The organism is Mesorhizobium sp. YM1C-6-2 (assembly GCF_003666685.1).
Classification (GTDB): Bacteria; Pseudomonadota; Alphaproteobacteria; order Rhizobiales; family Rhizobiaceae; genus Mesorhizobium_K.
Genome location: NZ_RCIZ01000010.1, coordinates 173,027 through 199,034, shown reverse-complemented (window position 1 = coordinate 199,034; position 26,008 = coordinate 173,027). Strand labels below are relative to the sequence as shown.

Sequence of the window (26,008 nt, the reverse complement as noted above, 5' to 3'; positions counted from 1 at the left end):
AACCGCTTCCACGGGTGGGAGGTCACCGCCGCCCTCCCTGACACCCGGTGCGCACCAGGTTCCCGCGAGAGCGATGCCAGGATTATGCGGGAGGTTTTGGGAGTGTGGAAAAGGATTGAGAGAAATTTTTTGAGGGGTGCGGCCTTTTCTCTCCCCTTGCGGGAGAGAAAGCGATTTCAACATCTTAGCCGGAGCGAATGCGGAGGCTAAGTGTTAGAAATCGCAAGTGAGGGGATTTCTTCTAACGCGGACGACCCCTCTCTTGCAAATTCCAAGGACTTGGCTGCGCCAAGCCCAGGAATTTGCTTTCTTCCCCGCAAGGGGGGAGATAAGGGCGCCTCGCCCTCGCGCCGTCTCGACCCTTGCGAGCCGATCCGCGGGGCGGCCGCGTCACCGATTTGTTAATCGCTAAAATGCTATCCTTTCCGGCAAGCCGCCGTGAACCACGGCGTGGCAAGGTGGTGCGGTTTCGGGGCTGTCGGTCATGCGTGTTCAGGGCGTAGTCATTCTGCTTGCGGCATTCGGCGCGGCACAGGCGCAGGCGGCTTCCGTCGAAGCCACGCCGTCGATCATCATGCTTGGCGAGGAAAACGCCGTCGATCCGTCGATTGTCGCAGCCGTTTCGGAAACGGAGCCGACGCCTTCGATCGTGACCCTCCAGGACACGACGGCGACGCCGTCGATCATCGCGCTTGGGGAACCTGCCGACGGCGACACAGAAACGGCCGAGCGCTCGACGACGCCCATGCTCATTCGCGGCGGCGAGGTCGGATCGGCATCCGCCCGCCCCTCGCCCACGCCGGCAAAGGCCGCTGCCGAACCGTTGCTGGACCCGAACGACCGTGGCACGCCGGCCAAGCGCAAGGCGCTGAAGCGGCAGGAGGAGCGGCTGGCGCGCGAGGCGGCGGCAGCCGGGGCGCAGAACCCGCAGCCCGACCCGTCGACCGAGCCGGCGCCGCTCGGGCGGTAGTCCGCGTCAGCCTGCGATCTTCGAGAAATCCGCGACCTGACCGGTCGCCGCACGGATGCGGGCGAGCAGCGCAAGCCGGTTGGCGCGCACGGCTTGGTCCTCGTCGTTTACGAGGACGCGTTCGAAGAATGAATCAACCGGTTCACGCAACGCGCTAAGCGCCAGCATGGCGGCGGAAAAGTCTTCATTCCGAATCGCTTGGCCGGCTTCCTTCTCAGCCTGATTCACCGCGGCGGCGAGGTTTTTCTCCTCGTCGGTGCGGAAAAGCGCGGGGTCGACGGCAGCCGCGACGGCCGTGCCCTTCTTCTCCTCGGCAGCCAGAATGTTCGCCGCGCGCTTGGTGCCGGCGAGCAGGTTTTTTCCGTCCTCGGTGTCGAGAAAGGAGCCCAGGGCTTCGACGCGGCGGACGATGGTGAGGAGGTTGCAACTCCCCGGCGTTATCACGGCGTCAATCATGTCGTGGCGCACGCCGTTGTCACGCAAATGGACCTTGAGGCGATCCTGAAGGAAGGCGCGCAAGTCGTCGCTGATCGACGGGTCGTGCTTATCTACCAGCGGCAGCCAATCGGGCGCATCGGCCTTGGCATCGGCAATCAATGCGCGGGCACGCTCCGAGAACATGCCGCCCTTCGCAGCTTCCGACAATATCGCGTCAAGCTTTTCAGGCGCAGACGGGGACGCGCCGATCTGGTGACGCAGTACCTGGACATCGTTGAAAGGATCGATGGAAAAATTCAGCTCATTCTCCAGTACGATCCGAATGACACCCAATGCCGCTCTCCTCAGCGCATAAGGATCCTTGGAGCCCGTGGGCTTTTCGTCGATGACCCAGAATCCAGTCAGCGTGTCGAGCTTGTCGGCGAGCGCGACGGCGACGGATACAGGATCGGCCGGCACCCGGTCTGACGGGCCCTGCGGCTTGTAGTGCTCCTCGATCGCCGCGGCGACGGATGGATTCTCGCCCTGCAGAGCAGCGTATTTGCGGCCCATCGCGCCCTGCAGTTCCGGGAACTCGCCGACCACTTCTGTCTGCAGGTCGGCCTTGGCGAGCACGGCAGCGCGGCGGGCGAGCCCGGCATATTGCTGCTCATCGGTGAACTCGTCAGGTGAGAGCCGCTTGCCGATGAAGAAATTCGGCTGCTGCCAGAGCTTTCCGGCAAGCTCTTCCGCCAGCCGCGCGATGCGGGTCACGCGTTCGCCTTGCGTGCCGAGCTTCGCATGGAAGGTGACGCCCAGCCTGTCGAGCCGGGCCATGCGCTGGTCGAGCGGCTTCTTCAGGTCGAGCCCGAATTTTTCCGCCGACGGCTTCAGCGTGTCGAGGTCGGGCAGGTCCGCCTGGTCGGTCTTCCAGAAATAGAGCGCGTCGGAGAGGCGGGCGCGCACCACCTTGCCATTGCCGTGGGCGATCTCCTTGCCGTGGTCCTTCGCCTCGATGTTGGCGGTGACGACAAACCGGTTGGAGAGCGCGTCGGACGCGCCGTTCGGCCGCGTGACAAAACACTTCTGGTTGGCGCGGATGGTGAGCCGGATGACCTCGGCGGGGATGGACAGAAAATCCTCCTCGAAGGCGCCAAGCAGCACGACCGGCCATTCGACCAGCCCCGACACTTCCTCCAGCAGGCCGTCGTCCTCGACGAGGTCTAGCCCATTGGCAAAGGCGAGGTTCCTGGCATCCGCCTGGATGATCTCCTTGCGGCGCTCTGCGTCGACCACGACCTTCGCGGCTTCCAGCTTCGCGGCATAGTCGTCGAAGCGCTTTACCGTGATCGCGCCCGGCGCGTGAAAGCGGTGGCCATAGGTGACGTTGCCGGAACGGATGCCGTCGATCTCGAAATCGACGATGGCAGGCTCCTCGGTCTCGGGGCCGAAGGTGCAGACGATCGACTGCAGCGGGCGGACCCAGCGCAGCGCCTCGCCGCCGCGTCCTTCGCTTTCGCCGTAACGCGCGCCCTTCGGGCCGGAAGCCGGCCCCCAGCGCATCGATTTTGGCCAGGGGAAGGCGCGGATGACAGACGGGATCAGCCCGGCGATGATCTCTTCGGCAGCCCTGCCCGGCCGGGAGATGTGGGCGACATAGAAATCGCCCTTCTTCGGGTCGGAATGGACGTGGGCCTGGCTGACATCGGACAGGCCGGCCTTGCGCAGGAAACCCTCGATCGCCTGCGGCGGCGCCTTGGTCGACGGCCCCTTGATCTCCTCGTTGACGTCCTTCGAGCGGGCGGTGACGCCGCGAATGTCGAGCGTCAGGCGCCTAGGCGTCCAATATTCGCGCGCCGCCTCATAGGTCAGACCCGCCTCGACCAGACCGTCGGCGACCATCTTCTTGAGGTCGCCGGCCGCCTTGCGCTGCATGCGGGCAGGGATTTCCTCGGAGCGGAGTTCTAGCAGGAGGTCGGGCATCAGACGCGTTCCATCGCCCGCATGCTGTTCTTGGTTTGGCACGTCCTCGCGCCTCCGGCGCTGCGGGCGCGCGGCGCGGCGGGAATTTCCTCGGAGCGGAGTTCTAGCAGGAGGTCGGGCATAGACAGTCTCGTGGGCGAAAGCTGGCGCGGGAATAGCAAGTCATCCGGCCCCTGTCACCCGCCGCGGGGATTTACGTGAACCAAATCGGCGGCCGGCGCGACCAAGGATATCGAAGGAAGACTACGGCCATGAAATCGATATCCACCTTGATCCAGGTCGCCACGCTGGCGGCCTGCCTCGCCGCGCAATTCCACCCGGCCTCCGTCTCCGGCATGCCGGGCACGCGCAAGGCCTTGCAGACACTGGAAGTGTTCACCCTCCGCTAGCCGACCCTCCCCTTGAGGGGGAGGGTCGGCGCGTCAGCGCCGGGGTGGGTTGTCGTCCAGCGTATGCTTCTGGTTTTCGATCGCCAATCCGATGGCGCCCAGCACCGAGTTCATATCGGTCGTGACATCGTGGTTGGAGAAGCGAATGACGCGATACCCCTCACTCTCCAGCCAATGATCCCGGCGAAGGTCTCGTTTCTTCTGCTCGGGCTCTTGATGAATCGGCCCGTCGATCTCGATGAGCAGCTTCAATCGCAACGAACCGAAATCGGCGCGATAAGGCCCGATCTCGATCTGCCTGCGGAAGTGCGTGCCCTCCAAAGGTATGCGATAAAGGTTTTCCCACAGCACGTGCTCGGCATCGGTTTCCGTTCGACCGTCTCGTCCGCCTCGGCGCTTGAAACGGTCGAGCTTGGACATCAGGCTGTGACGCTCCCACCCCCACCCGCCGCTTCGCGGCGACCTCCCCCCTCCAGGGGGAGGTGACCCAACCCGCCCGCTTCGGTAAGCAAAAAGGCCTCGCCGCAGGCCTTGGCGAGGTTGCGCACGCGCTGGATGTAGCTGGCGCGCTCGGTCACCGAGATGACGCCGCGTGCGTCGAGCAGGTTGAAGACGTGGCTGGCCTTGATCGCCTGGTCGTAGGCGGGCAGCACCATCTTGTGCGCGCCGCCCTCGCCGGCCCTTGCGCCGGCGGCGAGGAGTGCGTTGCACTCCTTCTCGGCGTCGTCGAAGTGGCGCAAGAGCATGGCGGTGTCGGCATATTCGAAATTGTGGCGTGAATATTCCTGCTCGGCCTGCAGGAAGACCTCGCCGTAGGTGACCTTGTCGGCGCCTTCCAGCCCGTTGAAGTTGAGGTCGTAGACGTTGTCGACGCCCTGCACATACATGGCGAGGCGCTCGAGACCGTAGGTGAGTTCGCCCGAGACCGGCGCGCATTCGATGCCGCAGACCTGCTGGAAATAGGTGAACTGGCTGACTTCCATGCCGTCGCACCAGCATTCCCAGCCGAGCCCCCAGGCGCCCAGCGTGGGGCTTTCCCAGTCGTCCTCGACGAAGCGGATGTCGTGCACCAGGGGGTCGATGCCGATCGCCTCCAGCGAGCCGAGATAGAGTTCCTGGAGGTTCGGCGGGTTGGGCTTCAGGATCACCTGGTACTGGTAATAGTGCTGGAGACGGTTGGGGTTCTCGCCGTAGCGACCGTCCTTGGGCCGGCGCGACGGCTGCACATAGGCGACGTTCCAGCGGCGCGGCCCGAGCGCGCGCAGCGTAGTCGCCGGATGGAAGGTGCCGGCGCCGACCTCCATGTCGTAGGGCTGCAGGATCACGCAACCCCGCTCGGCCCAATAATTGTGCAGCGTCAGGATCAGCCCCTGGAAGGAGCGGTCGGGGCGCATATGGGCGGCGATTTCGGCGGACAAGGGAAGCCTCGCGGGGTGGGCGGAAGTCGGCCCGTCCTAGAGCGGCGTCCTGCGAGCGTCAAGTTTGCGGCGGCGTCATCCCATTAAAGATGACTCTTTTTATCAAGTTTATTTACAGGCGGCGCAGGCCGGCCTAAGGATGCGTCATCCGCAAAGAGAGGGTGACGATCCATGCCGTTTTCCAGCCTGCCTGGCCTGCTCGGCCGAACGAGGAAATCCGCCGTCGGAGCGGCCGTGGCGCTTATGCTTGCAGCCCTTCCGGCGCAACTCGTGGCGGTAGAGCGGACCGTGACCGATGCGTTCGGCCGCGACGTGCGGGTGGGCAGCGCCGAGCGGATCGTGACCCTCGGCCCCGACGTGACCGAAATCGCCTTCGCGCTCGGCGTCGGCGACCGCATAGTCGGCCTCGACCGCAGCAGCCGCTACCCGGCCGAGGCGGCGGAAAAGCCGAATGTCGGCTATCGCCGCTCGCTGTCGGCGGAAGGGCTTCTTGCCTTGCGGCCGGACCTGATTATCGCGGCACAGGACATCGGCCCGCCCGAAGTGGTGGACATATTGAAAGGCCTCTCCATCGCGGTGGTGTTCGTCCCCGAGGACAATTCGCTCCAGGGCATAGGCAGGAAGATTGGACTGGTCGCCGCAACGCTGGACCGCGACGGCGAAGAGCTCGCAAGGTCGGTGAAGGCCGATTTCGAGGCGGCCGCGCGGATGGCGGAACGGGTTCCGGAAGCCGCCCGCAAGAAGGTGCTTTTCCTGCACGGGCTGGCGCGGCTGACCGCGGCCGGCGACGGCACCGCTGCGGATGCTATCATCGGCTATGCAGGTGCTACGAACCCGTTCGACGGGGTAAACGGCTATAAGGCAGCTTCCGAGGAAGCGCTGCTCGCCATGGCGCCGGACACGATCCTGATGCTGGGCGACGGCAATGGCGGCCCTACCCCCGAGGAAGTCTTCGCCGTCCCTGCCCTTCGCAACACGCCGGCGGCGGCGAACAGGTCGCTGCTCGTCCTCGACGGTCCCTACATGCTGGGCTTCGGTCCACGAACGGCCGGCGCCATCCGCGATCTCGCTCTGGCGCTCTACCCGGAGTACCTCGCCGCCGGCGAATGATCGCCAAGTCGGAGCCGGCTCAGTTCCCGGCGGGCGGCAGCGTCAGTTCCTGACCGGGCATGAGCCGGCCGGGATCGCCCTGGAGCTGCGGGTTGAGGTTCAGGATCTCGATGTAGCGGTTGCCATTGCCGAGATGGTCGGCGGCGATCGACCAGAGCGACTGCCCCGGCGTCACCTTGTAGGCGACCGGCTTGGCGGCCGTGTCCGGCTTGACCTCGGTGCGCTGGTCGGAAGGAGCGGTCGCCGGCGGCTCATCGGCCGGCGGCTGAGGCGCCGCCTTCTGCTGCCCGGCCACCGCCTTGTCGTCTTCCGGAGGCAGACCCTCCTTGAGCTTCTTCTCGACCTCGGCGAGCACGGCAGGCTCCGGCTTCATGTCGCGCGCATGGCTCCACTGGAAGGTCGCTTCCAGCTTGCGGCCGACGCGCCAATAGGCGTCGCCAAGATGGTCGTTGAGGACGGGATCGTCCGGCTTCAGCGAGACGGCGCGCTCCAACTCGCGCACGGCGTCGTCATATTCGCCGAGGCGATAATGCGCCCAGCCGAGCGAATCGACGATGTAGCCGTCGCTAGGCCTCAGTTCCACCGCCTTGCGGATCAGATCCATGCCCTCTTCGAGGTTCATGTTCATGTCGATCCACGAATAGCCGAGATAGTTCATCACCTGCGGCTGGTTTGGGAACAGCTCGAGCGCCTTGCGGAAATTCGGCTCGGCCTTCGGCCACTCCTTCAGCCGCTCATAGGCGATGCCGCGCTGGTAATAGATGTTCCAGTTGGCCGTCGTGCGCGGGTCCCTGGGCATCGAGAACTTCTTCGATTCGAGGCGCTCGACCGCCTTGTCGTAGACCTTCGCCGCGCCGGCATAGTCCTCCTTGGAGGCATAGACGCCGCCGAGCGCCAGATAGCCGCGCATGTCCTCGGGGTTCTCCTCGACCAGCGCCTGCAACTGGCGGATCGCCTCGTCGCGGCGGTCGAGATCGGCGAGGTTCAGACCAAGCTGCAACTGCGACACGCGCCTCAACCGCGAGGAATGCGGGATGCGCTTGTAAAGCTCAATGGCGCCCTCGGCGTCGTTCTGCTGCTCGGACACGCCGGCCAACTGGACGAGAGCGATGTCGCTGTCGGGCCTCAGAGCCAACGCATAGCGCAGATAGAGGCGCACGAAGGATTCGCCGCCGCTGCGGTTGAGCGCGCTGGCGAGCACCAGCAGAAGTTCGCTGGCGCCGTCGGACGGGTTGGACACGATGCGGGCGACGGGCTCGCCCTTCATGATCTTGTCGCGCAGGTCGATCATCTGCAGCCGCCCGGAGGCGAACTCGTCGGCCTTCTCCAGCACGGCGAGCGCGGCGTCCTTCTTGCCCTGGCGGGCGAGGAAACCGGCATAGGCCTCGGCGGCACGGAGCCAGGCGTCGGGCGCGGCGCCGCCGGCGGCCACGTCGTCGACGGCGGACTGGTAGGCGGCGTCGGCCTCCTCGTCGAGGCCCGCCTGCTCGGCCACCAGTCCCTTGCTGTAGGAGACGAAGAGACCGTACCAGTCAGGCCCGGCCAGTTCGTCGAGCGTCGCCATGGCGCCGGTCTTGTCGCCGGCCCCGAGCTTCGCCCAGGCCGTCATGATCTTGGCGATCAGTCCGTCGAGATCAGATTCCTCGGCGAAGGTGAGCAGCGGCTCAGCAGCGCCGTAGTCCTTCTTGCGGAAGGCGTCGATGGCGAGCGCCAGGCGCGACAGCCGCTCGATCTCGGGCGCGGATTTCAGCTTCTCGGCATAGGGCAGCGCCTCGTCGAAGCGGCCTTCGGAGATCAGCGCCAGCATCAGGCTCTGCTGCAGCGGCTGGTTGTCGGGATCGAAGTCGAGCGCCTTGCGGTAATAGGCGATGGCGCCTTCGAGATCGTTGTCGACCTCGGCGACGCGCGCGGCGAGGTAGGCGCCGGAAAACGAACTGATCTCGACCGGAGCGGCCGATTGCGCGGCGAGAACGGCCTGCCCGGACACCGAGACCATCAGCCCGGTCGCCGCCGCCAGCCCGATCAGCCAGCGTCCATCTGTTAGCCGCATCATCTTCCTTCCTGCCGTCCCGCCGTGCCTACAGCCGACTCCCCATCGAACCCAGCCGGCATTTGTCATGAAAGCATGGCCTTTTTGGGGTCGGTGTTCAATCCGTTCCCCTTCACAAAGCGTTCAGTCCGTCGCGGCCGCTCAGGCGACGCGGCTGATGCAGAAATCGATGACGTCGAGCAGCGCGGCCTTCTGCGGCGTCGATTCCAGCGGCGCCAGCGCGTCGCGCGCGATGCCGCCGAAATGGCCGGCGCGACCGATGGTGTCGGCGATGGCGCCGTGCTTGGTCATCAGGCCGACCGCCTTCTCCAGCGCCGCGTCGTCCGTCTGGTTCTCCTCGATCGCCGCCTTCCAGAACCTGCGCTCCGCGGGGGTGCCGCGACGGTAGGCGAGGATGACGGGCAGCGTCACCTTGCCTTCGCGGAAATCGTCGCCGACGTTCTTGCCGAGGTCCTTGCTGGTGCCGCCATAGTCGAGCGCATCGTCGATGAGCTGGAAGGCGAGGCCGAGGTTCATGCCGTAGGAGCGCAGCGCCGCGCGGTCGTTGCGCGACACGCCGGCGATCACCGGCCCGACCTCGGCGGCGGCCGAGAAGAGCGCCGCAGTCTTCGCCTTGATGACGGCGAAATGCTCGTCCTCGGTGGTCTCGAGGTTCTTGGCCGCCGCAAGCTGCATGACCTCGCCCTCGGCGATGATCGAGGCGGCGGTGGAGAGGATATCCAGCGCTTCCAGCGAGCCGACATCGACCATCATGCGGAAGGCCTGGCCGAGCAGGAAGTCGCCGACCAGCACGCTCGCCTGGTTGCCCCAGATGGTGCGCGCCGTCTTCCTGCCGCGCCTGAGATCGCTTTCGTCGACGACGTCGTCGTGGAGAAGCGTCGCGGTGTGCATGAACTCGACCGAGGTGGCGAGCTTGACGTGGCCTTCGCCCGAATAGCCGAACATCTGGGCGGCGGCGAGCGTCACCATGGGACGCAGGCGCTTGCCGCCGGACGAGATCAGGTGGTTGGCGACCTCCGGGATCATCTCGACGTCCGAGCCGGCCTTGGACAGGATCAGCTCGTTCACGCGGCCCATATCGGCCGAAGTCAGCGCGATGAGTTCGGCGATCGACGCCGGTTCGCGCTTGCCGCCTTCGAGATTGACTACAACGCCCACCAGAAACTCCGTCCCTGAATCCTTGCCCGCCGGCGAATACTACCCCAGAGATTCTAGGGCGGCGGGGGTATGAACGGCAAGTGGCGAATTGGCGCGGCTTTTTCCCGCCAAAGGAGCGGCGTTTACATCTGTGCGGCGAACTGCGAACGTCGGCCGCATGAAGGAACTCCTCCGAACCAACGACGCGGTCGTCATCTCATTCGTCGAATCGCTGCTGAAGGACGCCGGCATAGGCTGCCTGGTGGCAGACCAGAACATGAGCGTGCTGGACGGCTCCATCGGCATCCTGCCGCGACGGATCATGGTGCTCGAGGACGACATGACGACCGCCCGGCGCATCCTGGCCGACGCCGGAATCGCCAACGAGATCAGCGGAAGCTAGCCTCCCCGCCTATGCTGCAGGAAAAGCCCGCATATACGCTCGATGCCTTCCATCGCGGCGATTTCTGGCTGGTGCAGCCCAAGGGCGCCGGCCATCGCGCCGGCGTCGACGCGATGATGCTGGCGGCAGCCGTGCCTTCCACCTTTGCCGGGCGGCTCGCCGATTTCGGCGCCGGCGCCGGTGCGGCTGGGCTGGCGGTAGCGTCGCGATGCCCCGAGGCTTCCGTCATCCTGGTCGAGAACGCGCCGGAAATGGCCGATTTCGCGTCGCTAACGCTCGAACATGAGCACAACACGCATCTCCGCTCACGCGCCTGCGTGCTGGTCGCCGACGTGACGCTGACCGGCAGGGCGCGCGAAAGAGCGGGGCTCGCCGACGGCGGCTTCGACTATGTCATCATGAACCCGCCCTTCAATGCAGCGCGGGACCGCCCTACCCCCGACGCGCTGAAGCAGAAGGCGCACGTGATGGAGGACGGCCTGTTCGAGAGCTGGATCCGTAGCGCGGCGGCCGTCACCAGGCCGCGGGGCGGGCTGGCGGTCATCGCGCGGCCTGTCTCGCTGGCGCCGATCCTGGCAGCACTCGCCGGCCGTTTCGGGTCGGCCGAGATCCTTCCGGTGCATGCGCGAGCGGACACGCCGGCGATCAGGATCGTGGTCAGGGCAAGAAGGGCCTCACGCGGCGCGCTCACCCTGAGGCCGCCGCTTGTCCTGCATGACGGGCCGGGCGACGGATTTTCGGCCCGCGCGGACGCGATAAACAACGGAAAAGCCGCGCTTTTCGGCGATTGACCGCTCCCGCGGCATTGCGCGTGCGGCCCGAATGCCTACATCCTTTTTCGACGCCCACTTGTTTTGTCGCAATTCCCAGGGAAAACCGGTTTCCACTTTTCCTGGAATTGCTCCCGCCTGGAGAACCCGTTCGGTGAGACGATTTTTGAACCGCCTGCTGCCGAAATCGATGCGTTCGGAGGCGGTGACCATCCCCGTCATACGCCTGCACGGAACGATCATGGCGGGCGGCAGCCAGTTGCGGCCGAGCCTGTCGCTCGCCAGCACGGCCGGCGTGATCGAGAAGGCGTTCGCCTATCCCGAAGCGCCCGCCGTCGCCATTTCCATCAATTCGCCCGGCGGCTCGCCGGTGCAGTCGCGGCTGATCTACAAGCGCATCCGCGACCTCGCCGCCGAGAAGAACAAGCGGGTGCTGGTCTTCGTCGAGGATGTGGCGGCGTCGGGCGGCTACATGATCGCGGTGGCCGGCGACGAGATCATCGCCGACCCCTCCTCCATCGTCGGCTCGATCGGCGTCGTGTCGGCCTCCTTCGGCTTCACCGACCTGATGAAGAAGATCGGCGTCGAGCGCCGCGTCTACACCGCCGGCAAGAACAAGGCGGTGCTCGACCCGTTCAAGCCCGAGAAGAAAGAGGATGTCGAGCGGCTGAAGACACTGCAGCTCGAAGTGCACGAGACCTTCATCGACCTGGTCAAGGAACGGCGCGGGACGAAGCTGAAGGACGATCCGGACCTGTTTACCGGCCTGTTCTGGACCGGCAGGAAGGGCCTCGCGCTCGGCCTCGTCGACACGCTCGGCGACATCCGGCAGGTGGTCAGGGACCGTTACGGACCGAAGGCGCGGCTGGCGCTGGTGTCGCCGCCGCGCGGCTTCTTCGCCCGGCGGCTCGGCTTCTTCGGCAGCCGCCGAGACCATGGATGGGCCACCGATTTCGCGGCCGAGGCGGCGCACGGACTCCTGGATGCGGCAGAGGAGCGCGCTCTCTGGTCGCGCTTCGGCCTTTGAATTGGCGGGCAAGCCGGTTATCATGACCGCTTGCCCGACCCGGCCGGCGCCAGCAAACGCCGTCCCCCGAGGGAAGGAGTGAACGCATGCCGCAGATCATCTTTTTCGCCCTCGTCGGCCTCATCGCCTATATCGGCTACCGCTCCTTCGTGAAGGAAGCCGAGCGCGTGACGGCCAAGGTGCGCCGTGCCGAGAAACAGGCCGCCACCGGCGCCAACGGCACGCTGGTCAAGGACCCCAAGACCGGTGAATACCGCCTGGCGAAGGATTGATCGCGATCCTTTCCGAGCCAGTTCATGAGCTGATCTCCGAGACGGCGCCGGTCGTCGTCGCCCGCGTGCAGTTCGCGCCGGCGAAGATCAATCTTGCGCTGCACGTCACCGGGCGCAGGGCCGACGGCTACCACCTCATCGACAGCCTCGCCGTGTTCACCCGGTTCGGCGACCGGCTGTCGATCGAGCCGGCCGAGCACGACGCGTTTTCGGTCTCGGGGCCCTACGCCCCCGCCGTGCCGACCGACGAAACCAATCTCATCCTCAAGGCGCGCGACGCGATGCGTTCGCTCCACGGCCCGGCCAGGGCAACGCCGGTTGCAATCACGCTGGAAAAGAACCTGCCGGTCGCGGCCGGCATCGGCGGCGGTTCCAGCGATTGCGCGGCCGTGCTGCGCGGACTTGCCTCGCTGTGGGGGACCGGACCCGGCGACGCCGCGCTGATGCGCATCGGCGGCGCGCTCGGCGCCGACCTGCCGATGTGCCTGGCGGCCAAGCCGCTGGTGGCGCGCGGCACCGGCGACGAGCTCTCCTTCGTCGGCGGCTTCCCGGCGCTCGGCCTGGTGCTGGTCAATCCGGGGATCGGCGTCGGCACCGCGGCGGTGTTCTCGGCGCTCGAACGCCGCGACAACGAACCGCTGCCGCCGCTGCCCCGGCATTTCGATTTCCACAGCGTGCGCAACTGGCTGGAGAACACCCGCAACGATCTCGAAGCGGCGGCGCAGACGATAGAACCGTCGATCGGCGCGGCGAAGGCCGCGCTGGACCGCGCCGGATCCGCCTTCACCCGCATGTCGGGATCGGGCGCGACCTGCTTCGGGCTGTTCGAGACGGGCAACATGGCCAAGCGCGCCGCGGCGCTGATCCGCAACCGACACCCCGGCTGGTTCGTCGCGGCGACGCGGAGCATGCCGTCGGAGCCCGGCCTGTCATGAGCAGGCTGGACGAGAGCCGCCCGTTCATCCCCGTCGGCATCGCGGTGCTCACCGTCTCCGACACGCGAGGCATCGCCGAGGACAGGTCCGGCCAGACGCTAGCCGACCGCATCGCCGAGGCGGGTCACACCTTGGTCGACCGCGCGATCGTCACCGACGACGTCGAGTTGATCCGAGAGAAGGTACTCGGCTGGTCGCGCGACGACCGGATCGACGTGGTGATCACCACGGGGGGCACCGGCTTCACCGGCCGCGACGTGACGCCGGACGCGCTGGAGCCGATCTTCGAGAAGCGCATGGACGGGTTCTCGGCCGTCTTCCACCGCATCTCCTACGAGAAGATCGGCGTCTCCACGATCCAGTCCAGGGCCACCGGCGGTGTCGTCAACGCGACCTTCGTCTTCGTGCTGCCCGGCTCCCCCGGCGCCTGCAAGGACGCCTGGGACGGCATCCTGAAGGCGCAGCTCGACTACCGGCACATGCCCTGCAACTTCGTCGAGATCATGCCGCGGCTGGACGAGCATTTGAGGCGCGGAGCAAAGGGCTAGCTCCGCCCCGCCGCATGGCGTCCGGCGTTGCGGCCCATGAAGATGCAACTGCCGAGGAACGTGCCTTCGAGCGCGTTGTAGCCGTGGTAGCCACCGCCTCCGCCACCGGCGACCTCGCCCGCCGCGTAGAGGCCGGGGATCGGCTTGCGCGCCGCATCGAGTACCTGCCCGTCGAGGTTGGTGTGCAGGCCGCCAAGCGTCTTGCGAGTCAGGATGGAGAGCCGCACGGCGATCAGAGGGCCGTGCGCGGGATCGAGGATCCTGTGCGGCTTCACCACGCGGAAGATGCGGTCGCCGACATAGCGGCGCGCATTGCGGATGGCGGCGACCTGCGCATCCTTGGAATAGGAGTGCAGGACCTCGCGGTCGCGCGCCTCGATCTCGGCGCGAAGCCGGTCGTGGTCGAGGAGATCGTCACCGGAAAGCGCGTTCATGCCAGCGACGAGGTCGGCGAGATTGTCGCGGATGACGAAATCCTCGCCCTTCTCCAGGAAGGCCGCGACCGAGGGCGGCGTCCTGCCGCCGCGGCGGTTCTTCAGCACCGCGCGCCAGTCCTTCGCCGTGAAGTCGAGATTCTGCTCCGAGCCGGAAAGCACCCACTCCTTCGACGCGATCCTTTTGTTCAGCACGAACCAGGAATAGTCGTGGCCGGTGGAGAGGATGCGTTTCAGCGTGCCGAGCGAATCGAAGCTTGGGAAGAACGGCGCTTCCAGCCGCGCGCCGAGCGCGTCGAACCAGAGCGAGGACGGCGCGGCGAGGATGCGGATGCCGTGGTTCGGCCAGACCAGATTCCAGTTCTTCAGCCCTTCGACGTAGTGCCACATGCGGTCGGCGTTGATGACTGCCGCGCCCGCTGCCTGAGCGATCGCGACCATGCGGCCGTCGACATGGTGCGGCACGCCGGCGAGCATTGTTCTCGGCGGCGGCCCAAGGCGCTCGACCGGCCAGGCCTTGCGCACGAGATCGTGGTTGCCGCCAATGCCGCCGGAGGTGACGATGACTGCGCCGGCCTTCACCTCGAACTCACCGATAACCGCGCGACCCGACTGCTCGCCACGCCCTACGGTCGATGGCTCCAGGATTTCGCCTGACACGCCGGTCACCGAGCCGTTCGTCTTGATCAGCCGGCTCGCCTGGTGGCGGAATTTCAGCGCGATGCGCCTGTCGGCGACATGCGCGCACACGCGGCGCTCAAACACCTCGACCACGCCCGGCCCGGTGCCCCATGTCAGATGGAAACGCGGCACCGAATTGCCGTGGCCGTGGGCAAGCGCGCCGCCGCGCTCGGCCCAGCCGACGACGGGCCACCAGCGCATGCCCATACTGTGCAGCCACGGCCGCATCTCGCCGGCGGCGAAATCGACGAAGGCCTCGGCGACCCTGTGCGGCCAGAAATCCTCGGGACGGTCGAACTGCGCGGAACCCAGCCAGTCCTGCCAGGCGAGGTCGCGGCTGTCGCGGATGCCGAGGCGGCGCTGCTCGGGCGTGTCGACCATGAAGAGGCCGCCAAGCGACCACCATGCCTGACCGCCGAGGAAATCGCCGCCTTCCTGCTCGAGGATGACGACGCGCCGGCCCGTATCGGCAAGCTCCGCCGCGGCGGCGAGGCCAGCCAGCCCGGCTCCGACAATGACGGCATCGGCTTCGTCTGCCATCGGTCTCCTCCCCGGCAGAGCCCATTTCGAGGAGACTATGCGTGGAATGGAGCGCCGGCGCTACTGCTCTGGCGCGAACACCGCGCAGGGATCGGCGATGCCGCGCAGCCTGTGCTCGCCGAGGGGAAGCAGAGGCTGCGTCGTTTCCCGGGCGAAGGCTCCGGAGAGCAGCACCTGACGGTCGAGCGTCTTGCAGAGCCCTTCCAGCCGGCTGACCAGATTGACGGCGGAGCCGATGGCGGTGAAATCGAGCCGGTTGGCCGTGCCGATGTTGCCCCACAGCATCTCGCCGACATGCAGCGCAGCGCCGAAGGGCAGCGGCGGCAGGTTTTTCGCGGCACGGGCACGGTCGAGATGGTCCATGCCGGCGCGCGCAGCCGCGATGGCGCTGAGCGCGGCATCGCAGGCGGCCGTGGCGCCGCGTTCGCCGATCGGGAAGATCGCCAGCACGCCGTCGCCGATGAATTTCAGCACCTCGCCGCCGAAGGCATGGACTGCGCCGGCGATACGGTCGAACCAGGCGTCGAGCGCCTCGACCACGTCCTGCGGCGCGGTGTTCTCCGACAGTTCGGTGAAGCCCCGGAGGTCGGCGTAAAGCAGGGCCGCGCGGATGGTCTCGCCGGGCTCGCGCCGCAGCCTGCCCGCCAGCACCTGCGCAGCGCTGCGCCGGCCGAGATAGGTCTCGAGCAGCACGGAGATGGTCGAGCGGGCCGCGAGTGCGGCCAACGGCGCGGCGGCGAAGCGGGCGACCCTGCGAAGCAGATCCAGCTCCGCCTCATCGAACGGCCGGTTTGCGGCCCAGCCGAGCACGGTGCCGTCGGCGGCGCCACCGACGACATCCTCATGCACGACGCCGGTCCCCAGCCCGGCCAGCCAATCACGGCCGACATTCTCGGGAGCAAGTCCAGCAAAACCGAAGCCCAGCGCCTCGATGACCTGGCCTGTGTCGGCGCGCCACAGCCAGGTGCGCCGCGTTATGATCGGGTGCGGCGCCGCCTGGGTGAACGCACCGCCGGCGAGAGGCAGGCCGTCGGCGACGAGCCTTTGCCCAAGCGCCGTCAGGAAGGCGTCGGCGCCGGGCGCGCCGGCAGCATCGTCAAGCAGATAGGAGAGAGCCGGGGGCAGATGCATGACCGCGATCATGCAACTGTGTCAGCCGCCTGTCATGAGGTGGCGGCAGCTTTCTTGCGCCGGGGAGCCGCCTGCCTAGATTGTAAGGCTGGGGTGACGTCGCAAACCGAAGGAGACCCGCCAATGGCTGAGATGCTTCGCACCGAGATCGAGGTCGCGGCCCCACAGGCCACGGTGTTCGCCTTCCTCACCGATCCCGACAAGATCGAGCGTTGGCTTGGCACCAATGCGACTTCTGAAGCTCACCCAGGCGGCATCTATCTGGTCAGCGTCGGCGGCAGATACGCGGCGCGCGGGCGGTTCACGGAAGTGATCCCGGTCCATCGCCTCGCCTACAGCTTCGGCTGGGTGGGTCGCGAGGAAGTGCCGCCCGAATCGAGCCTGATCGAGATCGACCTCTTCGAGAAAGGCGCGGGCACGCTGGTGCGTCTCACCCATAGCGGGCTGCCCAACGAAGAAGAGCGCGCCGGCCATGAAAAGGGCTGGAAGCATTATTGCCGCAGGCTGGCCGTAGCCGCGGCCGGCGGCGATCCGGGGCCGGACACGCATCCCTGAGGCGGGGCTTTTTTCTTCTCCCCGTGAACGGGGAGAAGAAAGGCTGCCTACTTCCCTCTCGGAAAAATCTCTCCGTCGAGTTTTTTGGTCGCAAGCCCGCGCGCGATCGCCTCGGCGCTCTTCGCGCTCTTCGCCAGTGCGGCCGCCCGCTGCTTGCTGATGACCAGCCCCTCGGCGAGCGCCGTCGGGCGCGAGAAGACCCGCGCCAGGAACGGCGTGCGGCTGGCCCGCGCGCGTGAGAACCGCGCCGGCATCGTCATCCTGGCGAGGTGGGCGACCACCGATTCGGTCCAGCCCTCGGCCAGACGGGCGCCGGGCTCGAGCATGAGCAGCCATTCGCCTTTGGCCTCGCGCAGTGCCGCCGCCGCGCCGCCTTCGGCAATATAGTTGCAGCCGGCATGCTCGGCGACGCTGTGCGTCTGGTCGGTCGAGCCGGCGTCGCAGACGATAACGTCGCGCACCACGCCCTCCACCGCCGCTGAGATCAGCGAGGCCAGCGTGCGGGCCAGCCCCTCCTCGTCGTTCCTAGTCTCGATCACAACCGTCAGCATCCTCAGCCGCATAGCGGAAAGGCCGACACAGCGCCAGTTCCGCCCGCCGAGCGACAGGCCGTAACCATAAAGTTCTTGATTTGTTCTTATTCCACAAATAGGAATAGTTTCATGAGAACGACGATTCGCCCTGCATCCGAGACGCCCTGGGAAAGGGCCAAGATGGAACAGATCGTGCGCGCCGACATTGCAGCTTTCGGCAGCGGGAGAGCAGAAATGGCCAATGCGATGATCGAGCAGAGCGGCATAAGGGTGCGCCCCGAGCGCAACCGCGGCCGTTCGGCGGGCATCAATCCGAGCGGCCGTTTCGAGCCAGTAACGCGGCACGTCTTCGACGACGGCTGGGAAACGCTCGAGGACCTGCCGCCCTTCAAGACGGAAGTGCAGGTGGAGAAGCCGCGCACCATCATCACCCGCAACGACTCACCGGATATCTCCTTCGACCGCTCGATCAATCCGTATCGCGGCTGCGAGCACGGCTGCGTCTACTGCTTCGCGCGGCCGACCCACAGCTATATGGGGCTGTCGCCGGGGCTCGACTTCGAATCGAAGCTCTTCGCCAAGCCCGATGCGGCGAAGCTCCTGGACAAGGAACTGTCGAAGGAAGGCTACCAGCCGCGCACCATCGCCATCGGCACCAACACCGACCCCTACCAGCCGGTCGAGAAGCAGTGGCGCATCATGCGCGAGATCCTCGAAGTGCTCGACGCCCGCAACCATCCGGTCGGCATCGTCACCAAGTCGGCGCTGGTGACGCGCGACATCGACATCCTGTCGCGCATGGCCGAACGCGGCCTCGCCAAGGTGGCGCTGTCGGTGACGACGCTCGACCGGGTGCTGGCGCGGACGATGGAACCACGCGCCTCGACGCCGACCAAGCGGCTCGAAGCGATCCGGCAGCTCAGCGACGCCGGCATCCCGACCTCGGTGATGGTGGCGCCGATCGTGCCCGGCCTCACCGACCAGGAGATCGAGAAGATCCTCGACGCGGCCCGCGCCGCCGGCGCTCAGGATGCCGGCTACGTGCTGCTCAGGCTGCCGCTCGAAGTCAGCCCGATCTTCAAGGACTGGCTGCTGCGCCACTATCCGGACCGCTACCGTCACGTGATGTCGCTGATCCGCTCGATGCGCGACGGCAAGGATTACGATTCGGAATGGGGCAAGCGCATGCGCGGCACCGGTCCCTATGCCTGGCAGATCGGCCGCCGCTTCGAGATCGCGGCGCGGCGGCTCGGCCTCAACGCCAGGCGCACGTCGCTCCGGACCGATCTCTTCGTCCAGGCCGAGAAGAAGAACGAGCAGCTGATGCTGCTCTGACCGGCAAGCTTCGCGTCCCCAGCGTGTAAAGAATCCGTCCAGCCCCGCCCCTGGCTGCCGACGGAGCCTCCCGACCGCCGCCCCAGCGGCCGGGAGGCCTTGCGGAGAATCGGAACCGATGCGAGCATCGCCGCACCATGGCTCGCGCGCGTCCCGATTCTCCGCCCCTCTTCGATCTCGACCAGAAGCCCGACTTCTCCTTCGAGAGGAAGGCGATGAAGAACGGGCTCTGGCCGGTCGCCGGGCTCGACGAAGCCGGCCGCGGGCCGCTCGCCGGACCGGTGGTGGCGGCCGCCGTCGTGCTCAATCCCAAACGCATCCCGAAAGGGCTCGACGATTCGAAGCGGCTCACAGCCCTGCAGCGCGAGGCGCTGTTCGAGACGATCCTCAAGACGGCGCTCGGCGTCTCCGTATCCTCGGTCTGCGCCGAAGGCATTGACCGCAGCAACATCCTGAAGGCGAGCCTGAAAGCGATGCGCCGCGCGCTGGCCGCATTGCCGGTGACCGCAAATATGGCGCTGGCCGACGGACGCGACGTGCCGCCCGGGCTTCCCTGCGAGTGCAAGGCGCTGATCAAGGGCGATCAGCGCTCGCAGTCGATCGCCGCGGCGTCGATCGTCGCCAAGGTGATGCGCGACCGCATGATGCAGGGCTGCGGCAGGGCGGACGAGCGCTACGGTCTGGAGATCCACATGGGCTACGCGACCGAGCGTCATCGCGCGGCGATCGAGATCCATGGTCCGGCGACGAGGCTGCACCGCCTGTCGTTCGCGCCGTTCCGCCTGGTCGAGGCGGAAGAGCTGGTGGAAGCCGACCTGCTCGAGATCGATTTTCCGCTCGGCGCCGAAAACGAAAAAGCCGCCTGAGCGGCGGCTTTGATCGTCGAATTCCTGCCGGACTTCAGTTCAGCTTCGACTTCAGTTCCTGCAGCGAGGACTTGAACAGTTCCTCGCCGGCCTTGATGTCGGCGCTGCCGGCAAGCAGCTTGCGCGCGGCCTCGACGGCGATGTCGACGGCACTGGAGCGCACCTCGTTGACCGCCTCGCGCTCGGCCTGGGCGATCTTCTGCTCGGCCATCACGGTGCGGCGCTGGACATAGTCCTCGGTCTTCTTGTGGGCGTCGGCGAGCAGCAGCTCGGCCTCACGCTTGGCCGCGGTGACGATGTCGGCCGCTTCCTGCTCGGCGTCCTTGCGCTTCTGCTGGAACTCGGCGAGCAGCGCCTGCGCCTCTTCGCGCAGACGACGGGCCTCGTCGAGGTCGGCGCGAATCTTGGCGGCGCGCGCATCGAGCGCCTTCGCGATCATGCCTGGCACCTTCAGGTAGACGACGATGCCGATGAAGATGAGGAGTCCTACGGTCGCCCAGACCGTTGCAAGGGATGTCGCGTCCATGGCGCTAGCTCCTGACCGACTTCACGGCGGTGGCGACGTCGGCCTTGGCCGACTTCCCGCCGAGCGCCGAGACGATGGCCGATGCAGTCTCCTCGGCGATCGCGCCGACGTCCTGCATGGCGGTAGCCTTGATCTTGGCGACCCGTTCCTCGGCCTCGGCGAGCTTCTGTTCGAGGCTGGCCTCGATCGACTTGCGCGCGGTCTCGGCTTCGACCTTGGCGTTGTCGCGGGACTGCTGGCCGATCGTGTTGGCGTTGGCGCGGGCCTCGGCCAGTTCCTGCTCATAGGCGGCGACCGCCGCGTCGGCTTCGCCCTTCATGCGGCCCGCCTCGGCGATATCCTTGGCGATGCGGCTTTCGCGCACATCGAGGATGCCGGCCAGCCGCGGCATGATCACCTTCTTCAGGAAGAGGTAGAACAGGCCGAAGGTGATGGCGACCCAGAGGATCTGCGACGGAAAGGTGGAGGCGTCGAAGGGCGGGAAACTCCCCTCCCCGTGCCCACCTGCTGCCGGTACTTCCGTGCCGGCGGCATGTCCGGCGTCGGCAGGCGCTTCGGCGCCGTGCCCACCTTCCGTGGAAGGCGCGGTCTCTTGCCCGTAGGCGTCCGTCACAAACATCTCACGTCCTCAGACCGGAGCCCGCCGCTTCACGCGGCGCGGCTCAAAGCGGAGAGCAATATCAGCCGAACAGCGCGAGCAGCGCGATCAGCAGCGAGAAGATGCCCAGAGCTTCCGTCACGGCGAAACCGAAGATGAGGCGGCCGAACTGGCCGTCGGCAGCCGACGGATTGCGCAGCGCGCCCGCCAGGTAGTTTCCGAAGATCGAGCCCAGGCCGATACCGGCTCCGCCCATGCCCAGGCACGCAATGCCAGCGCCGATGTACCGTGCTGCTTCAGCTTCCATTTTTCTACTCCTTGGTGGATCTGGAAAGTTTCCGTTCAACCGGCAGAAGCGCCGGCGATTCCTAATGTGTTCAGTGCCCCGGGTGCAACGCGTCGTTCAGGTACATGCAGGTCAGGACCGCAAAGACGTAGGCCTGCAGCAAGGCGACGAGAACCTCGAGGGCGGTGATGGCGACCGTCATGCCGAGCGGCAGGATCGCGCCGGCGATGCCGACGCCGCCCATGGCCGACAGGGAAACCACGAAGCCTGCAAACACCTTGAGGGTGATGTGGCCGGCGAGCATGTTGGCGAAAAGACGCACGGACAGGCTGATCGGGCGAGACAGGAAGGAGATAATCTCGATCCCGACGACCAGCGGCAGCAGGATCGCCGGCACGCCGCTGGGGACGAAGAGTTTGAAGAAGTGCAGGCCGTGCTTGTAAAAGCCGTAGAGCACGACGGTGAGGATCACGATCATCGCCAGGAAGAAGGTCACGATGATGTGGCTGGTCACCGTGAAGAAATACGGGAAAAGGCCAAGCAGGTTGGCGACCAGGACGAACATGAACAGCGAAAACACCAGCGGGAAGAACTGCATCCCCTGCTTGCCGGCAGCGTCGCGCAGCATGTTGGCGACGAATTCGTAGGACATCTCCGCGACCGACTGCAGACGCGACGGGATGAGCGCACGCGACGAGGTCGCGAAATAAAGGAAGGCGCCGGCGACGACGACGGTCACCACCATGAACAGCGACGAATTGGTGAAGGACAGATCAAGCCCGCCGACGTGGAAGTCGACGATCTTGTTGATGTGGAACTGATGGATCGGATCGACCTTGTCCGGTGTAGCCACTTGCGGTCCCCTGAGGCCGCGTACGGGCCTCCGTTTGCTTCAGTCCCCCGGCCAAGCCAGGAAATTCAATCGTTGCGCCGTCCGTTCGGGCCCTGGTTCTTGCCCTGGCCGAACTCGGCAACCTTGCCGACCGAGCGCAGGACGTTGAGCACGCCCGCGGCAAAGCCGAGCAGCAGGAAGATGACGAGTCCCCAGGGCGACGTGCCCGCAAACCTGTCGATCATCCAGCCAAGACCGGCTCCGACCGCCACACCAGCGACGAACTCGCTGGACAGCTTCATTGCCTCGCCGTAGCCGGTGGCGCCGCCGGCGCCTTCCTTCCTCTCCTGCCTGTCCGGCTGTCTCGTGGCAAGGGTTGCTTCGAGATTTCGACGGCGGCGTTCAAGGTCGTCGTCGCGGTGGTCTCCACCCTGTCTGCCTGGCCCGGATTTTCCGGTTTCGCCTGGCCCGTTCGTGACGGCCATCGCAACCTCCTAAGCCTCGGCAGCGGCTGCTTTCCGTCCGCTCCAAGTCGCGCGCAACATAGATAGGGGCCTGTGCCCCGTCAAGCCGGGCAGAGGTCAGGTAAACAGACTAAATTCTGCAATGAAATCAATGTTTTAAAGAAGTGCGACATAGTGCGCGGCCATTTGGGCGCACAGCGACCGGCGAATCCGTGCGCCGAGCGGGCGCATCAGGCCCGAAAAGCTCAGCTCCAGCCGCCGCCATAGGTGCGGTAGAAGATGTGCAGGCCGATCTTCTTCATCTTCTCCATCGAGCGCGCCCAGCCCGGCTTGACGTATTGGGCGTAGTAATGGGTCGAGGATGCGACCTCGGGCAGGAAGATCTTGCCGGCCGTCACCGCCATGGCGATGTCCTTGGCGACGTCGTAGCTCTTCTTGTTGGCGATGACATCCTTCTTGCCGTCGCAGGCGAAGGAGAACTGGCAGCGGTTCTTGAGGTGCTGGTTCTGGTAGACGACGCCGCACACGGTCGCCGGGTAGGTCGGATTGCGCACGCGGTTGAGCACCACCTGGGCGACAGCGGCCTGGCCGCGCAGGCTTTCGCCGCGCGCCTCGAAATAGATGGCGTTGGCGAGGCAGGTCTGTTCCTTGGCGGAGAAGACGCTCGGCGGCAGCGGCTTGCTCATCCAGGAATGATCGCCATCCACGACGGGCGGGATGAAGCGGCCGGTGTCGTTGGGGTCCTTTAGCAGGCTGATGAACGGGGAGGCCCTGGAATAGTCGGGCTCGGCCGGCGCGTAAGCTGTGGCGAGGATGTCCGCCTTGTCGTTGTTGACGAGGTCGGCGAGAATCGCCGGCACGCCGGAATCGCGCCGCTTGTCCTCCTTCAGATAGAAGGCGGTGGCGATCTCGACCTCCTTGCCGCGAATCTCGGGGATTGTGAACGCCATCCTCACATCTTCCCGCTTCGGGCCGACGAGCAGGCTGGTGCGCTTGAACATCGAGCCCGCGTCGAAGGTCTTCGGCGGCGCGACCGGAGCGATGTGGACGAGGCGGCCCTTCTTGTCGGCGCGGACGATGCGCTCCTCGTCGGGAACGGGATTGGTGAACTTCGTGCGAAGCGACACCTTGCCGATGCCGGGCGCGGCGACGCCAGAGCCCGCCATCGAGGCGGTGGCGGCATCGGCATTCAGGAAAGGCATTTCGGCGGCGTGGACGGAGCCCGCTGCCGCCTGCTCGACGAAGGCGCTCCAGCGCGCGCGTTCGCCCTCGACACCCGACACAAGGCTGGCCATGTCCTGATAGGCGGCGACCGTCGGGAAGCCGATCCAGATGCCAAGGCCAACGATGAAGGGAGACAGGAACGAACGTTTGTCTCGGCTGGCGGCGCCGAGGTGCCGCGTCACTAGTCGTCGATACACTTAACCCTCTCCAGGGACGCGACATACCCACTGGAGGGCACACTGCGGCATTAACCTTGATGGACGGTTAACGGTGGCGATGGGGCGGGAATGTGTCGCCAAGTGCGGCAGCGCGCCGCATTATCTGCGCTTTGCAGCCCGCGAAGCGTAAGGGTTCTCGGAGGCGTGGATCGACATGCGCACCGGCACGCCCGGAATGTCGAAAGTTTCACGCAACCCGTTAACCAAATAGCGGACGTAGGACTGCGGCACTTCGGTCGGCCGCGTGCAGGACAGCACGAAGCCCGGCGGGCGGGTCTTGACCTGGGTGATGTACTTTATCTTGAGGCGGCGGCCGGCGACGGCGGGCGGCGGATGCTGTGCGACGGTGCCTTCCAGCCAGCGGTTCAGCCGCGCGGTCGAGATGCGCGTGTTCCAGACCCGGTGCGCCTTCAGCACCGCGTCCATCAGCTTGTCGAGGCCGCGCCCGGTCTCGGCCGAGACCGGCACAGCCAGCACGCCGCGTACCTGCGGCAGCAGGCGAGCGGTCTTCTCGCGCAGCTCGGCTAGCGCCTCCTGCGGATTCTCGATCAGGTCCCACTTGTTGAAGGCGATGACCAGCGCCCTGCCCTCGCGGATGATGAGATCGGCGAGCTGCAGGTCCTGCTTCTCGAAGGGGATGGTCGAATCGAGCACGACGATCACCACCTCGGCGAAGCGGATGGCGCGCAGGCCGTCGGCGACGGACAGCTTCTCCAGCTTCTCCTGCACCTTGGCCTTGCGGCGCATACCGGCCGTGTCGAAGAGTTTCAGCGCGCGGCCGCGCCATTCCCAGTCGACCGAGATGGAATCGCGGGTGATGCCAGCCTCGGGTCCGGTGAGCAGGCGCTCCTCGCCGATCAGCGCGTTGATAAGCGTCGACTTGCCGGCGTTCGGGCGGCCGATGACGGCGATGCGCATCGGCTTCGTCTCGTCATAGGCGGGCTCGGCGTCCGGATCGGCGACGTCCTCGCCGACCAGCGTCTCGCTGACCGCTGGCGTGAGATCGTCTTCCTCCTCGTCCTCGAAGACGCGCTCTTCGCCGAGCGCTTCCACCACCGCGTCGCGCAGGTCGGGCAGGCCCTGGCCATGTTCGGCGGAAACGGCGACCGGCTCGCCGAGGCCGAGCTCATAACCTTCCAGCAGGCCGGCCTGTGCCCCGCGTGCCTCGGCCTTGTTGGCGACCAGAACGACAGGCTTGCCCGACTTGCGCACGATCTCGGCGAAGGTGCGGTCGTCCGGCGTGAGGCCCGCCTTGGCGTCCATCATGAAGAAGATGAGGTCGGCCTCGCGAATGGCGATCTCCGTCTGCTGGCGCATGCGGCCCTGCAGCGTCTCGGGTCCGGCGACCTCGAAGCCGGCGGTGTCGATAACGTCAAAGTGAAGATCGTAGAGCTTCGCCGGATGCACGCGGCGGTCGCGGGTGACGCCGGGCGTGTCGTCGACAAGCGCCAGCTTCCTGCCGGCAAGACGGTTGAAAAGCGTGGACTTGCCGACGTTAGGCCGGCCGATGATGGCTACGCTGAAGCCCATAGTTCACGACGCCGTGCCCTGGCCGCGGATCAGTTCCGCGAGCAGGTTGGCGCGCTCGCGGACGTTGCGCGGGGCGCCCTCGTCGGCGGAGATCTGCTCGAAGAGCTTCAGCGCGTCGGAAGCGCGGCCTTCCTTCCAGGCGGAGAGGCCGAGCGCCTCGCGCGCCGAGTGGCGGAGCGGATTGGTGTCGGCGGTGAGCGCCTCGGCACGGGCCGACACGTCGGCATAGGTGCCGCTGTCAACCAGGATGAACGCAGCGCGCAGGTTGGCCATGTCGCGGATCGCGCCGGGAATGGAAGTGTCGGCGGCAACCTCGTCGAAGCTCGCGACCGCGCCGGAAAGGTCGCCCTTGGCGGCGAGCACGGTGGCGGCACGCATGCGGGCGAGCAGCGGATAGGCGCCGTAGCCGTCCGCCTCGAGCTTTTCCAGCGCGCCGAGCGCCTCGTCGTTCTTGCCTTCGTTGGCGAGGGTGAGCGCCTGCGAGAAGGCGTCGCCGGAACGGTTGGCGCGGCTCTCGGCCCAATATTCCCAGGCCACGAAGCCCGCGGTGCCGAGCACCACCAGCACGGCGATCGCCAGCGCATAGGGCCCATAGCGGTCCCAGAGCGCGCGCGCCTGCTCCTGGCGGATTTCCTCGTTGACTTCGCGGAAGAAGCTGTCGTCCGACATTTGTTCCTGAACCATGCCGGCCCTTGCCGGCCGACCCCCGTTGTGAGCGTGGGTTTTAGCCTAAATTTGCCGGCATGGAAGGGGGCGGGCCGAAAAACGGCCGTGTGCCGACTTCTTGCCGCAGGCAGACACATGTCTTTTGCGGTAGGAAGATCGG

At 66.4% G+C, this 26,008-nt stretch carries 28 protein-coding genes; 12 read left to right on the top strand and 16 right to left on the bottom strand.

The features are described 5' to 3' along the window. Positions 1–484: 484 nt before the first annotated feature. Complete coding sequence (locus D8676_RS21845; protein WP_121583210.1) at positions 485–970, top strand: hypothetical protein; 486 nt, start codon at positions 485–487, stop codon at positions 968–970. A 6-nt stretch (positions 971–976) separates the two neighbouring features. Here the strand turns inward: D8676_RS21845 and glyS are convergent, their stop codons facing one another. Next, on the bottom strand, positions 977–3,370 hold the full coding sequence (gene glyS / locus D8676_RS21840) for a glycine--tRNA ligase subunit beta (RefSeq protein WP_121583209.1): 2,394 nt from the start codon (positions 3,368–3,370) through the stop codon (positions 977–979). A 251-nt stretch (positions 3,371–3,621) separates the two neighbouring features. Between glyS and D8676_RS27435 the strand changes: the two genes are divergently transcribed. Continuing rightward, positions 3,622–3,759 carry a hypothetical protein gene (locus D8676_RS27435; RefSeq protein ID WP_183097194.1) on the top strand — a complete coding sequence of 46 codons (138 nt, stop codon included), beginning with the start codon at positions 3,622–3,624 and terminating at the stop codon, positions 3,757–3,759. Between the two features lie 33 nt (positions 3,760–3,792). On the opposite strand, the gene D8676_RS21835 is transcribed toward D8676_RS27435, so the two are convergent. Further along, positions 3,793–4,179, bottom strand: a complete 387-nt coding sequence (locus D8676_RS21835; protein ID WP_121583208.1) for an endonuclease domain-containing protein — start codon at positions 4,177–4,179, stop codon at positions 3,793–3,795. Beyond that, positions 4,179–5,177 (bottom strand): glycine--tRNA ligase subunit alpha, encoded by a 999-nt coding sequence (locus D8676_RS21830; RefSeq protein WP_245427040.1) that lies wholly within the window; start codon positions 5,175–5,177, stop codon positions 4,179–4,181. Before D8676_RS21830 ends, D8676_RS21835 begins: the two co-directional genes overlap by 1 nt. Before the next feature lie 171 nt (positions 5,178–5,348). On the opposite strand from D8676_RS21830, the gene D8676_RS21825 reads away from it, so the two are divergent. Continuing rightward, complete coding sequence (locus tag D8676_RS21825; protein ID WP_121583207.1) at positions 5,349–6,287, top strand: ABC transporter substrate-binding protein; 939 nt, start codon at positions 5,349–5,351, stop codon at positions 6,285–6,287. A 19-nt stretch (positions 6,288–6,306) separates the two neighbouring features. On the opposite strand, the gene D8676_RS21820 is transcribed toward D8676_RS21825, so the two are convergent. Both D8676_RS21820 and D8676_RS21815 read right to left on the bottom strand, forming a co-directional pair. After that, entirely contained in the window at positions 6,307–8,340 is a 2,034-nt protein-coding gene (locus D8676_RS21820; RefSeq protein WP_245427037.1) for a tetratricopeptide repeat protein, read from the bottom strand. 138 nt (positions 8,341–8,478) lie between these two features. Then, complete coding sequence (locus D8676_RS21815; protein ID WP_121583206.1) at positions 8,479–9,495, bottom strand: polyprenyl synthetase family protein; 1,017 nt, start codon at positions 9,493–9,495, stop codon at positions 8,479–8,481. Between the two features lie 157 nt (positions 9,496–9,652). On the opposite strand from D8676_RS21815, the gene D8676_RS21810 reads away from it, so the two are divergent. The 6 genes from D8676_RS21810 (at position 9,653) to moaB (ending at position 13,429) form a co-directional block, all read left to right on the top strand. Next, positions 9,653–9,877: a DUF2007 domain-containing protein gene (locus tag D8676_RS21810; protein WP_121583205.1), complete on the top strand. Its 225-nt coding sequence runs from the start codon at positions 9,653–9,655 to the stop codon at positions 9,875–9,877. 11 nt (positions 9,878–9,888) lie between these two features. Then, positions 9,889–10,668, top strand: a complete 780-nt coding sequence (locus D8676_RS21805) for a methyltransferase (RefSeq protein WP_121583204.1) — start codon at positions 9,889–9,891, stop codon at positions 10,666–10,668. 133 nt (positions 10,669–10,801) lie between these two features. Further along, positions 10,802–11,674: a S49 family peptidase gene (locus D8676_RS21800; protein WP_121583203.1), complete on the top strand. Its 873-nt coding sequence runs from the start codon at positions 10,802–10,804 to the stop codon at positions 11,672–11,674. Positions 11,675–11,760: 86 nt separating this feature from the next. Further along, on the top strand, positions 11,761–11,946 hold the full coding sequence (locus D8676_RS21795; RefSeq protein WP_121583202.1) for a hypothetical protein: 186 nt from the start codon (positions 11,761–11,763) through the stop codon (positions 11,944–11,946). A 65-nt stretch (positions 11,947–12,011) separates the two neighbouring features. Beyond that, on the top strand, positions 12,012–12,881 hold the full coding sequence (locus tag D8676_RS21790; RefSeq protein WP_121583222.1) for a 4-(cytidine 5'-diphospho)-2-C-methyl-D-erythritol kinase: 870 nt from the start codon (positions 12,012–12,014) through the stop codon (positions 12,879–12,881). Further along, positions 12,878–13,429, top strand: coding sequence for a molybdenum cofactor biosynthesis protein B (gene moaB, locus D8676_RS21785; RefSeq protein WP_121583201.1), 552 nt, complete (start codon positions 12,878–12,880; stop codon positions 13,427–13,429). The genes D8676_RS21790 and moaB overlap by 4 nt, the downstream gene beginning before the upstream one ends. On the opposite strand, the gene D8676_RS21780 is transcribed toward moaB, so the two are convergent. Next, a complete protein-coding gene (locus D8676_RS21780; protein WP_121583200.1) occupies positions 13,426–15,084 on the bottom strand; it encodes an FAD-binding dehydrogenase in 1,659 nt (552 codons plus the stop codon). The two genes, moaB and D8676_RS21780, sit on opposite strands and share 4 nt — an antisense overlap. Before the next feature lie 60 nt (positions 15,085–15,144). Continuing rightward, positions 15,145–16,215 carry an adenylate/guanylate cyclase domain-containing protein gene (locus D8676_RS21775; RefSeq protein WP_121583221.1) on the bottom strand — a complete coding sequence of 357 codons (1,071 nt, stop codon included), beginning with the start codon at positions 16,213–16,215 and terminating at the stop codon, positions 15,145–15,147. Positions 16,216–16,338: 123 nt separating this feature from the next. Between D8676_RS21775 and D8676_RS21770 the strand changes: the two genes are divergently transcribed. Beyond that, positions 16,339–16,770, top strand: a complete 432-nt coding sequence (locus D8676_RS21770) for an SRPBCC family protein (protein ID WP_121583199.1) — start codon at positions 16,339–16,341, stop codon at positions 16,768–16,770. 47 nt (positions 16,771–16,817) lie between these two features. Here the strand turns inward: D8676_RS21770 and D8676_RS21765 are convergent, their stop codons facing one another. After that, complete coding sequence (locus D8676_RS21765) at positions 16,818–17,321, bottom strand: glycosyltransferase (protein WP_121583220.1); 504 nt, start codon at positions 17,319–17,321, stop codon at positions 16,818–16,820. A 162-nt stretch (positions 17,322–17,483) separates the two neighbouring features. Here D8676_RS21765 and D8676_RS21760 point away from each other — a divergent pair, with 162 nt between their 5' ends. Next, on the top strand, positions 17,484–18,638 hold the full coding sequence (locus D8676_RS21760) for a PA0069 family radical SAM protein (protein WP_121583198.1): 1,155 nt from the start codon (positions 17,484–17,486) through the stop codon (positions 18,636–18,638). Positions 18,639–18,775: 137 nt separating this feature from the next. Beyond that, entirely contained in the window at positions 18,776–19,504 is a 729-nt protein-coding gene (locus tag D8676_RS21755; protein ID WP_121583197.1) for a ribonuclease HII, read from the top strand. A gap of 34 nt (positions 19,505–19,538) precedes the next feature. Here the strand turns inward: D8676_RS21755 and D8676_RS21750 are convergent, their stop codons facing one another. The 8 genes from D8676_RS21750 to D8676_RS21715 all read right to left on the bottom strand — a co-directional run bounded on the left by D8676_RS21750 (position 19,539) and on the right by D8676_RS21715 (position 25,851). After that, on the bottom strand, positions 19,539–20,030 hold the full coding sequence (locus D8676_RS21750) for a F0F1 ATP synthase subunit B (protein ID WP_121583196.1): 492 nt from the start codon (positions 20,028–20,030) through the stop codon (positions 19,539–19,541). A 4-nt stretch (positions 20,031–20,034) separates the two neighbouring features. After that, positions 20,035–20,649 (bottom strand): F0F1 ATP synthase subunit B, encoded by a 615-nt coding sequence (locus tag D8676_RS21745; protein ID WP_121583195.1) that lies wholly within the window; start codon positions 20,647–20,649, stop codon positions 20,035–20,037. Positions 20,650–20,710: 61 nt separating this feature from the next. Further along, entirely contained in the window at positions 20,711–20,935 is a 225-nt protein-coding gene (locus tag D8676_RS21740; protein ID WP_121583194.1) for a F0F1 ATP synthase subunit C, read from the bottom strand. 70 nt (positions 20,936–21,005) lie between these two features. Then, complete coding sequence (locus D8676_RS21735) at positions 21,006–21,767, bottom strand: F0F1 ATP synthase subunit A (RefSeq protein ID WP_121583193.1); 762 nt, start codon at positions 21,765–21,767, stop codon at positions 21,006–21,008. A gap of 65 nt (positions 21,768–21,832) precedes the next feature. Continuing rightward, on the bottom strand, positions 21,833–22,231 hold the full coding sequence (locus D8676_RS21730; protein ID WP_121583192.1) for an AtpZ/AtpI family protein: 399 nt from the start codon (positions 22,229–22,231) through the stop codon (positions 21,833–21,835). A 224-nt stretch (positions 22,232–22,455) separates the two neighbouring features. Next, positions 22,456–23,631: a cell wall hydrolase gene (locus tag D8676_RS21725; RefSeq protein WP_121583191.1), complete on the bottom strand. Its 1,176-nt coding sequence runs from the start codon at positions 23,629–23,631 to the stop codon at positions 22,456–22,458. Between the two features lie 120 nt (positions 23,632–23,751). Beyond that, entirely contained in the window at positions 23,752–25,182 is a 1,431-nt protein-coding gene (der, locus tag D8676_RS21720; RefSeq protein WP_121583190.1) for a ribosome biogenesis GTPase Der, read from the bottom strand. A 3-nt stretch (positions 25,183–25,185) separates the two neighbouring features. Beyond that, positions 25,186–25,851: a tetratricopeptide repeat protein gene (locus D8676_RS21715; protein WP_121583189.1), complete on the bottom strand. Its 666-nt coding sequence runs from the start codon at positions 25,849–25,851 to the stop codon at positions 25,186–25,188. Positions 25,852–26,008 lie beyond the last annotated feature (157 nt).

Bases quoted from the DNA above. Each gene is read 5' to 3' on its own strand.
- D8676_RS21820 (WP_245427037.1), bottom strand. From the start codon at position 8,340: ATGATGCGGCTAACAGATGGACGCTGGCTGATCGGGCTGGCGGCGGCG.
- D8676_RS21805 (WP_121583204.1), top strand. From the start codon at position 9,889: ATGCTGCAGGAAAAGCCCGCATATACGCTCGATGCCTTCCATCGCGGC.
- D8676_RS21780 (WP_121583200.1), bottom strand. From the start codon at position 15,084: ATGGCAGACGAAGCCGATGCCGTCATTGTCGGAGCCGGGCTGGCTGGC.
- D8676_RS21760 (WP_121583198.1), top strand. From the start codon at position 17,484: ATGGAACAGATCGTGCGCGCCGACATTGCAGCTTTCGGCAGCGGGAGA.
- der (WP_121583190.1), bottom strand. From the start codon at position 25,182: ATGGGCTTCAGCGTAGCCATCATCGGCCGGCCTAACGTCGGCAAGTCC.
- glyS (WP_121583209.1), bottom strand. From the start codon at position 3,370: ATGCCCGACCTCCTGCTAGAACTCCGCTCCGAGGAAATCCCTGCCCGC.
- D8676_RS21810 (WP_121583205.1), top strand. From the start codon at position 9,653: ATGAAGGAACTCCTCCGAACCAACGACGCGGTCGTCATCTCATTCGTC.
- moaB (WP_121583201.1), top strand. From the start codon at position 12,878: ATGAGCAGGCTGGACGAGAGCCGCCCGTTCATCCCCGTCGGCATCGCG.
- D8676_RS21770 (WP_121583199.1), top strand. From the start codon at position 16,339: ATGGCTGAGATGCTTCGCACCGAGATCGAGGTCGCGGCCCCACAGGCC.
- D8676_RS21775 (WP_121583221.1), bottom strand. From the start codon at position 16,215: ATGCATCTGCCCCCGGCTCTCTCCTATCTGCTTGACGATGCTGCCGGC.
- D8676_RS21740 (WP_121583194.1), bottom strand. From the start codon at position 20,935: ATGGAAGCTGAAGCAGCACGGTACATCGGCGCTGGCATTGCGTGCCTG.
- D8676_RS21795 (WP_121583202.1), top strand. From the start codon at position 11,761: ATGCCGCAGATCATCTTTTTCGCCCTCGTCGGCCTCATCGCCTATATC.
- D8676_RS21745 (WP_121583195.1), bottom strand. From the start codon at position 20,649: ATGTTTGTGACGGACGCCTACGGGCAAGAGACCGCGCCTTCCACGGAA.
- D8676_RS21845 (WP_121583210.1), top strand. From the start codon at position 485: ATGCGTGTTCAGGGCGTAGTCATTCTGCTTGCGGCATTCGGCGCGGCA.
- D8676_RS21825 (WP_121583207.1), top strand. From the start codon at position 5,349: ATGCCGTTTTCCAGCCTGCCTGGCCTGCTCGGCCGAACGAGGAAATCC.
- D8676_RS21835 (WP_121583208.1), bottom strand. From the start codon at position 4,179: ATGTCCAAGCTCGACCGTTTCAAGCGCCGAGGCGGACGAGACGGTCGA.
- D8676_RS27435 (WP_183097194.1), top strand. From the start codon at position 3,622: ATGAAATCGATATCCACCTTGATCCAGGTCGCCACGCTGGCGGCCTGC.
- D8676_RS21750 (WP_121583196.1), bottom strand. From the start codon at position 20,030: ATGGACGCGACATCCCTTGCAACGGTCTGGGCGACCGTAGGACTCCTC.
- D8676_RS21730 (WP_121583192.1), bottom strand. From the start codon at position 22,231: ATGGCCGTCACGAACGGGCCAGGCGAAACCGGAAAATCCGGGCCAGGC.
- D8676_RS21765 (WP_121583220.1), bottom strand. From the start codon at position 17,321: ATGCTGACGGTTGTGATCGAGACTAGGAACGACGAGGAGGGGCTGGCC.
- D8676_RS21715 (WP_121583189.1), bottom strand. From the start codon at position 25,851: ATGTCGGACGACAGCTTCTTCCGCGAAGTCAACGAGGAAATCCGCCAG.
- D8676_RS21755 (WP_121583197.1), top strand. From the start codon at position 18,776: ATGGCTCGCGCGCGTCCCGATTCTCCGCCCCTCTTCGATCTCGACCAG.